The sequence below is a fragment of the Achromobacter sp. NPDC008082 genome (genome assembly GCF_042957345.1).
Lineage (GTDB): Bacteria > Pseudomonadota > Gammaproteobacteria > Burkholderiales > Burkholderiaceae_B > Achromobacter > Achromobacter kerstersii_A.
This window is the reverse complement of the sequence record NZ_JBIBIB010000001.1, coordinates 865,168-877,372: the sequence shown is the minus strand read 5'-3', so window position 1 is coordinate 877,372 and position 12,205 is coordinate 865,168. Positions and strand designations below refer to the sequence as shown.

The 12,205-nt window shown below is 65.4% G+C and carries 9 protein-coding genes; 6 read left to right on the top strand and 3 right to left on the bottom strand.

The window, feature by feature from the left end; all coding sequences use genetic code 11:
* The first annotated feature begins 189 nt into the window (after window positions 1-189).
* Both ACFZAI_RS03960 and ACFZAI_RS03955 read left to right on the top strand, forming a co-directional pair.
* On the top strand, window positions 190-1,848 hold the full coding sequence (locus ACFZAI_RS03960) for a CHAD domain-containing protein (protein WP_391565680.1): 1,659 nt from the start codon (window positions 190-192) through the stop codon (window positions 1,846-1,848).
* A 562-nt stretch (window positions 1,849-2,410) separates the two neighbouring features.
* Window positions 2,411-4,606 (top strand): phosphocholine-specific phospholipase C, encoded by a 2,196-nt coding sequence (locus ACFZAI_RS03955; protein WP_391565679.1) that lies wholly within the window; start codon window positions 2,411-2,413, stop codon window positions 4,604-4,606.
* A 70-nt stretch (window positions 4,607-4,676) separates the two neighbouring features.
* Here ACFZAI_RS03955 and ftsY read toward each other — a convergent pair whose 3' ends face one another.
* Window positions 4,677-5,858, bottom strand: a complete 1,182-nt coding sequence (gene ftsY, locus ACFZAI_RS03950) for a signal recognition particle-docking protein FtsY (protein WP_391565678.1) — start codon at window positions 5,856-5,858, stop codon at window positions 4,677-4,679.
* Between the two features lie 349 nt (window positions 5,859-6,207).
* Between ftsY and rsmD the strand changes: the two genes are divergently transcribed.
* From rsmD to ACFZAI_RS03930, 4 genes are all read left to right on the top strand, one after another.
* A complete protein-coding gene (gene rsmD, locus ACFZAI_RS03945; protein ID WP_391566264.1) occupies window positions 6,208-6,774 on the top strand; it encodes a 16S rRNA (guanine(966)-N(2))-methyltransferase RsmD in 567 nt (188 codons plus the stop codon).
* 58 nt (window positions 6,775-6,832) lie between these two features.
* Entirely contained in the window at window positions 6,833-7,336 is a 504-nt protein-coding gene (gene coaD / locus ACFZAI_RS03940) for a pantetheine-phosphate adenylyltransferase (RefSeq protein WP_006221658.1), read from the top strand.
* A 106-nt stretch (window positions 7,337-7,442) separates the two neighbouring features.
* Window positions 7,443-7,694: a YfhL family 4Fe-4S dicluster ferredoxin gene (locus ACFZAI_RS03935; RefSeq protein WP_006221659.1), complete on the top strand. Its 252-nt coding sequence runs from the start codon at window positions 7,443-7,445 to the stop codon at window positions 7,692-7,694.
* Complete coding sequence (locus ACFZAI_RS03930) at window positions 7,691-8,914, top strand: benzoate/H(+) symporter BenE family transporter (RefSeq protein ID WP_391565677.1); 1,224 nt, start codon at window positions 7,691-7,693, stop codon at window positions 8,912-8,914. Before ACFZAI_RS03935 ends, ACFZAI_RS03930 begins: the two co-directional genes overlap by 4 nt.
* Before the next feature lie 46 nt (window positions 8,915-8,960).
* On the opposite strand, the gene ACFZAI_RS03925 is transcribed toward ACFZAI_RS03930, so the two are convergent.
* On the bottom strand, window positions 8,961-9,347 hold the full coding sequence (locus ACFZAI_RS03925) for an MOSC N-terminal beta barrel domain-containing protein (RefSeq protein ID WP_391565676.1): 387 nt from the start codon (window positions 9,345-9,347) through the stop codon (window positions 8,961-8,963).
* The gene (locus ACFZAI_RS03920; protein ID WP_391565675.1) at window positions 9,344-11,842 is read right to left on the bottom strand and encodes an AsmA family protein; all 2,499 of its coding nucleotides are present in this window, start codon (window positions 11,840-11,842) and stop codon (window positions 9,344-9,346) included. The genes ACFZAI_RS03925 and ACFZAI_RS03920 overlap by 4 nt, the downstream gene beginning before the upstream one ends.
* Window positions 11,843-12,205 lie beyond the last annotated feature (363 nt).

Below are 12,205 nucleotides of genomic sequence, written 5' to 3'. Positions count from 1 at the left end.
CCCCTGACCAGCGCTCCTTGGCGCCGCCCTTGAAAAGGGGCGGCGCTTTTTTCTTCGCGCGGTTGCGGTGCAGCTTGTCCGGCGATTGCGAACACGTCTATGCTCAATGTGAACAAAATATGAACGGTCATCAAATCCCGCCCCCGGGTTGATTAAGATCTCGGCTTTTGCCGTTGGACACTCACCGCCATGTCGGAACAGGAATTGAAGCTGCACGTGCCCACGGCGTCCCGCCAGGCCGTGCTGCGCGAAATCAAGCAACGTGAAGCGACGCGCATCCGTTTGCATGCCATGTATTTCGACACGCCGGAACGCGAACTGGCGCGGGCGCGCATCGCGATCCGCTTGCGCCAGGAAGGCCGCGACTGGGTGCAGACGCTGAAGATGCCGGGCATCAACGCCATCACGCGCATCGAACTGAACCATCCCCGCCCCGGCCCCGTGCTGGACTTGTCGGTCTACGCCGGCACAGAAGTCGAAGCCGCGCTGGCCGCCGTCAAAGGCGAACTGGGCCTGCGTCATGAAACCGACGTGCAGCGCCTGTTGCGCAAGGTGCGCACGCGCTACGGCACGGTGGAACTCGCCTACGACACCGGCATCCTGCGCGCGGGCGCGCTGGAACTGCCCATTTCCGAACTGGAATTCGAACTCGTGTCCGGCCGCCCCGCCGCCATCTTCGCCACCGCACGCGGCTGGCAGCAGCGCCACAGCCTGGTGCTGGACCCGCGCAGCAAGTCCGAACGCGGCGATGCGCTGGCGCAGTTGGCGGAGCGCCTGGCCGACGTGGACGCGGTTCCTGGCGACGATCTGGAAACCCGCCGGGCGCAAGCCATTGCGCAATTCTGGGCGCCGCGCACGGCGGGCTCGGTCAAACTGCGCGACGACATGAAGCCGTCGCAAGCAATGGGCCGCATCGCCGCCGAATGCCTGGACCAGATCGCGCGCAACGCCTCGGTGCTGGCCGAAGTGGACACCGAAGGCGTGTACCGCGCCGGCAACTCCGAACACGTGCATCAATTGCGCGTGGGCGTGCGCCGGCTGCGTTCGGCGTGGAAACTTTTCGACGGCTGGATGGCGCCGGTGCCAGACGCGCTGCTGCAAGGCGCGCGCACGCACTTCGGCGCGTTCGGCGCCAACCGCGACCAAGACGTGTTGAACGAAACCGTGGCGCCCGCGCTGATCCGCGCCGGCATGCCCGTGATTCCGATGGAAGCCGCGCCGCCTGAAGAAGACGCGCAAACCATCGCGGGCGGCAAGAGCTTTCAAGCCTGGCTGCTTGAGCTGCTGGAATGGAGCCTGGACGTGCCGCCTGCCGTGCCGGCCAACGATGGCATGACGATCGCCAACGGCACGCCCAGCGACGCCGCGCCCGAGCCCGCGATCCGCCTGGAAGGCGGCGCGGCTGGGCCGAGCGTCAAGCCCACCATCATCCCGATGCTGGCGCCGGAACCCGACCCGCAACGCTTGCACAAGCAGCTGGCGCGCCGCTTGCATCGCTGGCATAGCAAGGTGGCGGAGCAAGGCACGCAATTCGCCACGCTCGACATCCCCACACGCCACGAACTGCGCAAGCGCGGCAAGCGGCTGCGCTACAGCCTGGCGTTCGCCGAATCGTTGCTGCCCGCAGCCAAGCTGCGCGGCTATCGCAAACTGCTGTCCAAGGTGCAGGACGTGCTGGGCGAAATCAATGATCTGGCGGTGGCGCGCGACTACTACGAGTCGTGTACGGCCACGCACCCGCAAGCCTGGTTTGCGCTGGGCTGGATCAGCGCGCGCCTGGAAGAGCTGGCGGTTGAAGCGCAAAAGGCGTTCGAGGAATTGGCAAAGAGCAAGCCGTTCTGGAAGTAGCGTAGGTCAGGCGCGCGGGCGCCAGCATTAACTCAGGCGCGCGACCGTCCGCGTCAGGTCGGATGCGCGAGCGCCCGCACTACCCCATTTTCACGACAGCCGCTGGCGCGGCTTGCACCTCGACACGCATCTCGCACTGCGTTTCAAAAAAGGGGCCATAGACAGCAACGGGTCAGCTTGCTGTCAAGTTAACGACATCCGTGGCACCAATACTGGATCGCTGTCGTCCGGCCAACACGCGCCGGGCGCCTTCGTGGCCCGCAGCATCCGCCCGGCATTCGTCCTCTGTGACGGCAACGGCCCCTGCGCGCCGTCAGCCCATCCACATAGACCGAACCATGGAAACCACTTCCCCCTTGCTCGCCCATGCAAGACGAGGCCTGTTGGCCTTCTGCGCCCTGTCGCTTGTGTTCACGCTGTCCGCTTGCGGCGGTGATGACAACGACTCGGACGACCCCGCTCCTTCCACGACGCCGACGACGCCCGCCCCGCCCCCCGCGGCGTGCGCCACGCATTGCGCCCCATGAGCCCGTTCATCGCAGACCCACAGGAGACACAGCCAATGTCGTTCGACGCATCCAAACGCAAGTTCTTCAAGACCACGCTGGGGGCCACCGCCGCCGTCAGCGCCTTGTCGATGTTCCCGCCCAGCATCCGGCGCGCGCTGGCGATTGAAGCCAGCAGCCCCACGGACACGATCCAGGACGTCAAGCACGTTGTGCTGCTGATGCTGGAAAACCGTTCCTTTGACGGCTACTTCGGCACGTTCCCGGGCGTGCGCGGTTTTGGTGACCGCTTCCCTATTCCGCTGGCCAACGGCAAGAACGTATTCCACCAGACACGCAGCGACGGCACCGAAGAATTGCCCTATCACCTGGACGCGGCGCTGGGCAACGCGCAGCGCGCGGGCAGCACGCCGCACTCCTGGCCAAACTGCCAGGAAGCCTGGGACCACGGCCGCATGAACAAGTGGCCCAGCGCCAAGCAGCCGCTGTCCATGGGCTATTACGAAACCGCCGAAGTGCCGTTCCACCGCGCGCTGGCCGACGCCTTCACGCTGTGCGACAACTACCACTGCGCGATGCACGCCGGCACCATCCCGAACCGCTTGTTCTTCTGGACGGGCACCAACGGCCCGTCGGGCGACAACGTGTCGGTGGTGATGAATGAAATGAACGACGGCGCCGACGTCGGCCCGTCCACCGAAGGCTGGACGTGGACGACCTACGCCGACCGCCTGCAAGCCGCCGGCGTCAGCTGGAAGGTCTACCAGAACATCCCCGACAACTTCGGCTGCAACGAAATGATGAGCTTTCGGCACTGGCGCGCCGAGATCGAAAAAATGCCGGCTGACCGCCAGGTCACGAACCAGGGCGGCCCGGCCTACAACCCCGCCATCGACGACCAGTTCAGCCCGCTGGCCAAGGGCTTCGGCAACACCATGCCCGACGGCGGTTTCCTGCAAAGCCTGCGCGATGACGTCGCCAACGGCACGCTGCCGGAAGTGTCGTGGATCATTCCGCCCGCGGCCTACAGCGAACACCCCGGCCCCTCCAGCCCGGCCAAGGGCGCGTGGTACATCCAGGCGGCATTGGACGCGCTGACGCAGTCGCCCGAGGTCTGGAGCAAGACCGTGTTCCTGGTCACCTACGACGAGAACGACGGCTTCTTCGACCACATGCCCACGCCGTCCGCGCCGTCGCGCAACGACGACGGCACGCTGGCTGGCAAGTCCACCCTGTCGGACGCCGAGATGGCGTTCGAGTACTTCACGTATCCGCCCGCCACGCCCAAGCAGCTAACCGCCGATGGCAAGCCTTTCGGCCCCGGCATGCGCGTGCCGATGTGGGTGATTTCGCCTTGGAGCCGTGGCGGCTGGGTCAATTCGCAAGTGTTCGATCACACGTCCGCGCTGCGCTTTCTGGAGCAACGCTTCGGTGTCGTCGAACCCAACATCAGCGCGTTTCGCCGCGCCGTGTGTGGCGACCTGACGTCCACCTTGAATTTCGTGTCGCCCAACAGCGCCAGCATGCCCACGCTGCCGGGCCGCACGACGAAGACGGACGCAGACGGTCTGACCACCTGGCAGGAAGCGCAGCCCGCCATCGCGATTCCCGCGCAGCAGACGCTGGCCAAGCAGGCAGAAGGCACGCGCCCGTCGCGCGCCCTGCCCTACGAGCTGCACACCAGCGCGCGCGAAGCGGCACGCGAAAACCGCGTGCAATTGCTATTCGCCAACGCCAGCACGGGTAAGACGGCGGCCGTCTTCCATGTGTACGACAAGCTGCATCTGGACCGCATCCCGCGCCGCTATGTGGTCGAGGCCGGCAAGTCGCTGGACGACGTCTGGGACGTGTCCGCCGACAGCGGCAAGTACGACTTGTGGGTGCTTGGCCCCAACGGCTATCACCGCGCCTTCGCGGGCGATCTAATGCAAACCGGGGGAACGCAGCCCGAGATCCAGGTCTGCTATGTGCCTTGCGACGACCCGCAGATGCAGGTCAAGCTGCACAACAAGGGCAGCGCGGCCTGCACGTTCACGGTGCAGGCCATGGCGTATCGCAGCGATGGGCCGTGGACGGTCACGGTGGACGCGGGCCAGGTCGGCGAACTGAGCTGGCCCGTCACGGACAGCGGGCAGTGGTATGACTTTGCCGTCGCCTGCAATGGCTACGCCGCCTTCCAGCGCCGCTTCGCCGGACGCATGGAGACGGGCAAGGATGCCATCAGCGATCCGGCGATGGGGAAGGTAGAGTAAGACGTCCGCCGGCGATCCGTGAATGATCTGCCGGCGGTTCGTTGACGATCAATCGGCCATCCGTTGGCGATTAGTCTGCCAGCAGCGCCGCGGCGAATTCGTCCGCGACGAAGGGCTGAAGGTCTTCCAGGCTTTCACCCACGCCAATCCAGTACACCGGAATCGGGCGCACGCCCTGGCTGCCCGCCGCCACGGCAGCCAGCGTGCCGCCCTTGGCGGTGCCGTCCAGCTTCGTCACGACCAGCCCCGTCAGATTGATGGCCGCATCAAACGCGCGAATCTGCGCCAAGGCGTTCTGACCCGTGTTGCCGTCCACCACCAACAGCACTTCATGAGGCGCGGCCGCATCCGCCTTGCCGATGACGCGGCGGATCTTCTTCAGCTCTTCCATCAGGTGCAGCTGCGTGGGCAAGCGGCCGGCGGTATCCACCATGACCACGCCCATGCCGCGCGCGCGGCCCGCGTTCACGGCGTCAAACGCCACGGCGGCGGGGTCGCCGCCATCCTGCGAAATCACGCTGACGTTGTTGCGGCTACCCCATTCCACGAGCTGCTCGCGGGCGGCAGCGCGGAAGGTATCGCCCGCGGCCAGGAGCACGCTGGCGCCTTGGCGCTGGAACGTGTGCGCAAGCTTGCCGATAGACGTTGTCTTGCCCGCGCCGTTCACGCCGGCAATCATCACCACCAGCGGCTTGGCGCTGTTCAGATTGAAGCCGCGCTCCAGCGGACGAAGGTGATCGGCCAGCAGTTGGCGCAGCGCCGTCTTGACCTTGGCCGGGTCTTCAATGCGTTCTTTCTTGACGCGCGCACGCAGCGCGGTCAGCAGCTTCTCGGTGGCCTCCAGGCCCGCATCGGCCATAATGAGCGCCGATTCGAGTTCCTCGAACAGGTTTTCGTCGACCTTGACGCCGATGAAAATGCCGCCAATGCTTTGACCGGTGCGCGACAAGCCCTGCTTCAAGCGCGACAGCCACGACGCCTTCTTGGGCGCCTCGGCAGCTGGGGCTGGTGCGGGGGCTGGTGCAGGGGCTGGGGCTGGTGCGACTGCGGCGGGTACTGGTGCGGGTGCGGGTGCGGCGACGACAGGCGCAGGCGTCACAATCGGAGCGGGCGCGGCAGGTACAGGCGCTGGAGCTGCGACGGGCGCAGCGGCGCGTACCGGTTCGACAGCCGCTGCGGGCGGTGCTGCCGGCGCAGGTGACATTGCCGGGACCGCGGGCGGCGCGGTAACGACAGGCGCGGGCGCCGCCATCGGCGCCGGCGCGATGGGCGCGGTTGCTGACGGCGAAACCGGCGGCGAAACCGGAGCAGGCGTTGGCGCCGGTGCCGGTGCCGGTGCGGCAATCGGGGCAACAACTGGCGCGGAAACCGGAGCAGGAATCGGAGCAGAAACCGGAGCAAAAGCCGGAGCCGAAACCGGCGCAGAAACCGGCGCCGGAATCGGATCGGCAGCAGGAACGGAAGCCGGTGCCGGTGCAGGAATGACCGGCGCGGCGGCGGGTGTTACGGGCGCGGTAACGGCGTCCACGACCTCTGGCGGCGGCGCGGGCTGGGCCGGCGCGGCGGGCGGAGGGGATTTTTTCTTGAAGAAGCGGCTAAACATGGGTAACAAGTATATTCGTATCGTCGGCGGCCAATACAGGCGCACCCCCATCGTCGTGCCCGACGTGGAGACGCTGCGCCCCACGCCCGACCGGGTGCGCGAGACGCTGTTCAACTGGTTGAATCATCTGTGGGCCGGCGAATTCGCCGACAAACAGGTACTGGATCTGTTCGCCGGCAGCGGCGCCCTGGGTTTCGAGGCGGCGTCACGCGGCGTGGCGCATGTGCAGATGGTCGAGCGGGACAAGACCGCCGCGTCCGCGCTGCGGACACTGCGCGACAAGCTCAAAGCCGACATGATACGCATCCATGTGGGCGATGCGATGCAGGTCGCCGAACGGATGGATGCGTCCCGATTTGACCTCATCCTGTTGGACCCGCCCTTCGGACAGGGCTGGCTGCCGCGCCTGTGGCCGATCCTGCCGGGTATTCTTAACGAGCATGGGCTAGTCTACGTCGAGGCGGAAACCCCCATCGAAGCCCCCGAAGGATTTCAGATCTTGCGCCAGGACAAGGCAGGCGCGGTCCACTACCACCTGCTTGAATTTGCTGCATTGCGCAAATAGATCAATAATCCGAGCTTCGGAGGATGGTGTACACCACTAATAACGGTACGGAGCTCGCATGATCATCGCTGTATATCCCGGCACTTTTGACCCGCTGACCCGGGGCCACGAAGACCTGGTCCGCCGTGCGGCCACGCTTTTCGACAAGGTCGTTGTGGGCATCGCCCACAGCCGCAACAAGAAGCCTTTCTTCAGCATCGACGAGCGCGTGGAAATCGCCCGCGAAGTGCTGGGCCACTACCCCAACGTCGAAGTGCAGAGCTTTGGCGGCCTGCTGAAGGACTTTGTGCGCGACCAGGGCGGCCGCGTCATCGTGCGCGGCCTGCGCGCCGTGTCCGACTTTGAATATGAATTCCAGATGGCCGGCATGAACCGCCACCTGCTGCCCGACGTCGAGACCCTGTTCATGACGCCGTCGGACCAATACCAGTTCATTTCGGGCACCATCGTGCGCGAAATCGCCCAGCTGGGCGGCGACGTCAGCAAGTTCGTGTTCCCGTCCGTGGAACGCTGGTTGCAGGAAAAGGCCAAGGAACGCCGCGAGCAGTCCTGGCCGGGCTGATCCGCCTGCGTGGCACCATCCTTGAAGGGCGCACTTTGCGCCCTTCTTGCGTTTTGCGCCCCAGCGGTACAATCAAGCCGCCTCTGGCTTTACCCTGCTGCCCATCATGGCCCTGCTCATCACCGAAGAATGCATCAATTGCGACGTTTGCGAGCCCCAGTGCCCGAACGACGCAATTTCCATGGGCGATGACTATTACGTCATTGATCCCGACAAATGCACGGAGTGCGTCGGCCATCACGACGAACCCCAGTGCAAGGTGGTGTGTCCGGTGGAGTGCATTGAACTGCACCCGCAATGGAACGAAGGCCAGGAACAGCTCATGGCCAAGTACCGCCGCCTGACCGGTGCCGCATGAGCGACGCCACACAGCCAGGCATCAACCTTCCCCCCGCTTCCCACCACGCCCGCCGCGACATCTCCGCGTCGGCGATCGCGGCTGGCCTCGTGGCCGTGCTGGTCAGCTTCGGCGGCACCGCCGTGCTGATGGTGCAGGCGGGCCACGCGGCGGGGCTGGACGCGGCGCGCATCGGCTCCTGGATTGGATCGCTGAGTCTGGTGCTGGGCTTAGGCGGCGCGTTCTACAGCCTGCGCACGGGTCTGCCGATTGTCATGGCGTGGTCTACGCCCGGCGCAGCCTTGCTGGTGACGGCGCTGGCGGGCGTGCCCTTCAATGAAGCCATTGGCGCGTTCGTGCTGGCGGCCGGGCTGACGCTGGCCTGTGGCCTGTTCGGATGGATCGACCCCATCTTGCGCCGCATCCCCGGCGAAGTCGCCGCCGCGATGCTGGCCGGCGTGCTGCTTAATTTCGGCATGGGCATCTTCACCAACATCAGCAAGCAACCGGCGCTGGTGCTGACGATGTGCGCCGCCTACCTGCTGTGCCGGCGCTGGGCGCCGCGCTACGCCGTGCTGGTGGTGATGGCGGTGGCCGTCGCCCTGGCGTTCGCGCTCGACCTGATGCAGCTGAACCTGCTGGACTGGCGGCTTACCGAATTCGTCTGGACCACGCCCGCCTTCAGTGCGAAGGCCGCGGTCAGCTTGGGGATTCCCTTGTTTGTGGTGGCCATGGCGTCGCAAAACCTGCCCGGCCTGGCCATTCTGCAAGCGGCGGGCTATCGCCCCCCTGCGTCGCGTTTGGTTGCCGCCACGGGCCTCTTGGGCTTGTTGGCCGCCCCGTTTGGCGCGCACAGCGTGACCATGGGCGCCATCAGCGCCGCCATCTGCACCGGCCCCGAAGCGCATCCCGACCCCGGCAAACGCTATATCGCCGCCGCCACGTATGGGTTGGGCTATGTGGGCTTGAGCCTCGTCGCGGGTGCGGTCGCCGTCTTCTTCCAGGCCTTGCCTGCCGCGCTGCTGGCGGCGCTGGCCGGCCTGGCCTTGCTGGGCACCATCATGGGCGGCATGGCCGCCGCCATGGCCAACCCGCAACGGCGCGAAGCCGCGCTCATCACCTTGCTGGCCACGGCGTCAGGCTTCAGTTTCTGGGGAATTGGGTCGGCCTTCTGGGGCCTGGCGGCGGGCCTGCTGGCGCATGCCGCGTTTGAATACAAGCGGGTTCGGGCCGGCGCGTAAACCGCCCCGCCGGCCGCTCGGAAAGCGCCGCGCGCTTTAAAAAAAATTACGCCGGCCAGGCGGCCACGGGCGTATCCGGGTGCACTTTCATGATGCGGCAAGGCACCTGCACAAAATTTGAAATCCACGCGGCGGCGAGTTCGCCTTCGTCGACGACGTCAATCGTCTGCTCGCCCACCTTCATGCTGTAGCGCACGCTGTCGTCGTCTTCAATGACGTCCAGCGGAATATCCATGCGCAGCATGCCCGGCGCCTTCAGCACCAGATAGCCCAGGCGCAGCTCCACCGACACGTCGGCAAGCTTGGGACACAGTTCGCGGTTCAGCCACTGGCCGGAATCATTGGCGACTAGCCATTGCCGGTGATAGGCGGCCGCAGTGGCTTGCGGCGTGACGCCGCATTCCGCGATGGGCTGGAAGTGGTCGGTGCTCATTTGCCCAACAAGCCCTTGAGCGCCTTGTCCACCGCCGCGCCGTTCTTGCCCTTGCCGACAACGGCTTCGCGCAGCTTGTTCTCCAGGCTGCGCTTGAGGATGCCGCCGATGGCGTCTTTCCACAGCAGCGTATAGGTGGGCTTGTCGAACGGGCCTTTGACGTGCACGGGGATGGTCACATCCTTCAGGTCGATGAGCTCTTTGCCGTCGTCAGACGCAGCCGGGTTGACGACGCGTGCGCGCGCCACCAGATCGAGCTCGTTCTTCACGAAGTCGATGTTGGCGGGGTCGCCCTGCGTCACGCGCAACAGCGGCGACACAACGTTCAAGCGCTTCACGGCGGCAACGCCCTTGGTGAAGGCCAGGTCCGCGTCCATCTCCGAAAATTCGGTCTGCTTACTGGTGTCGGCCGGCACCGTTTCGTTCTGCGATTCCGCCGTGAAGGCGGCCTTCAGCTCGCGCAGCGTCTGCGTCAGGTTAATGCCCTTGACCGCGCCATCGCGCAGGCGCACTTGCACCGTGCCGCCCAGCCCGCTCTTCATGGCGTAGGCGTTGGCGCCCGCAGTTTTCAGGTCCAGCGCCAGGCTGCCGGTGCCGCTCAGCACATTCTGCTTGGCCAGGTCCATCAGCAAGGGCTCAATCGAAATACCCGCCAGCGACATCTTCGTGGCCAGCTGATTGCCTTGCGCCGCGTCCACCGACAACGCACCCGCCAGCTTGCCGCCGTACAGGCCGGCAGTCAGGCTGGAGATGTCGAGCTTGCCCTTGTCCAGCTTGACGGCGGCGGCCACGTCGTCGGCCTTCAGGCCGCGCACGACGAGCTTGCCCACCTTCAAGGTGCCGTTGACGCTGGGGCCAATCAGCGCCGACAGATCAATCGTGTCGTCTACCGGGGCGGCGGGCGCGGGCGGTTGCGCCGGCTTGGAATCGTCCTTCTTGCCATCAGCGGGCGGCTTGGCGGGCGCGGCCACAACGGGTGGCACCAGCTTGTCCAGATCCAGCGTGTCCACGGCCAGCGCAAAGTTCACGGCGGGCGAGGTGGACAGCTTGGTGATGTCGGCGCTTAAGTCGAACTTGCCGCCTTCGAGCACGGCGTTGATCTTGCTGGTGGCCTGATCTTTCAGCAGGTCCACGTTCAGGCTGCCGATCACCGGAATTTGCAGGCTGCCTTTGGGCAGGCCTGGGTCGGTGATGTTGACGTCACCGCGCAGCGCCGCCAGTCCGCCGCTACGTTGCAGCAGGTTCAAGGTCAGCGGCGACGCAAAGTTCAGCTTGACCACGCGGTCGCCATTCTTGGACGTGCTGTCCACCTTGGCTTCCTTGATGTCCAGCTCGGCGGCGTTGCCGCTGATGCCGTTCAACCCAAAGCTGGCGTCCAGGCCGCTAACGCGCACGCGGCCGGTCAGGGCTTCGCCGGTGGCCGAGGCGGGCGAAATATTCAGCGCCGGCGCATCCACCGCCAGCTCAAAGGGGCCATCCGCCGAACCGCCCTTGGCGCGCACGGCCAGCTTTTCAATCTGCAATTGGCTCTTGTGCGGGTCGATCGACAGCTTGGGCATGGCCACGCTGGCTTCCACGCCGGTGGCGCGCGCGGCCGGGTCGGTGATATCACCCTGGAAAACGACTTCCAGGCCGGCCACATCCAGCGCCGATTTCTGGCCGTTGAAGGCCAGGTTGCCCCGCATCGCCAGGCTCTTGGCTTCGGCGCCCGGCAACTTGCCGTCCATGCGCAAGTCCAGTTTCTGGGCGGCGTAGCGCTTGGCGGACGGGTCCAGCGTCAGCAGGGCCTGCCCGGTCAGGTTGGCGTCCACACGCGGGTTGCCGCCTTCAACGCGCGCGGTCAGGCGCACATCGAAAGGCTGGTTGAACGTGACGCGGCCAGTGTTGGCGTTGATCCGCGTAACCGCCACGGCCATGCCCGAAATCTCGTCCTGCAACTGCACTTCGCCGTCTTTCAAGTCCAGCCCGGCGATGTCGATCTGCATGTTATTGCGCGACGCGGGCAAGGTGCCGCTGGTGATGACTTGGGCCGCGGTCTGGGCCGCGCCTACCAGCGCTTCAGCGGGATTGGACGGCGCCGTCGTCGTGGCGGACGCGCCGCCCACGAGGTTGCTGAAGTTGAACTGGCCGTCTTTGCCGCGCACCACTCGCGCCTTGAAGCCGCTGATGGCCACGTGGTCCACCACGAAGCTATTGGACAGCAGCGGCCACACGGCCACCGCCAGGCGGGTGCTTTCAATGGACGCGAAGGTGTCGGGGCTATTGGGCTCGGACAGGGACACGCCCTGCACCGACAGACCAATGCGCGGGAAGAGCGAAAGCTCGATCTCGCCATCGATCGTGAGTGTGCGGTGATAGCGTTCCTGCACAAGCTCTTCGAGCTTGTACTTGTACGCGTTGGGGTCGAACGTCAGCAAGAAGATGGCCAGGCCAACGACGGCCACGACAACCAACACCACCAGGCCTATCAAAATGCGCTTGAACCACGTTTTCATTGCCGCCCCGTCGGTACCTCGACTGGAAATCCTTGAATGCCGCCCACCGCGCCAGGCGCGGGGGTGGTGCTGTAGCGGTGGAAAACCACGCGCCAATTTGGAGCTATCTGCCTTTTAGGGCGAGTCCTCGCTACTGCCGCAAGCCCGAAGCTGCGGCGCTAAAAACGGGGGATCTACCAAGGAAGGCCTGCTGAAGACGCTGGCATGACCAGCGTGCAGATTTCGCTATCGTAACAAATCAGGCCGCCTTCGCGATGACTTGTCAGGTCATGACACCAAAAACCGGACAAATCACATGCTTGAAAGCCCCAAAAACGGCGCTTTCAGCTGACGGCTTTCTGTCTGGCGGATTGTAGGACTAGA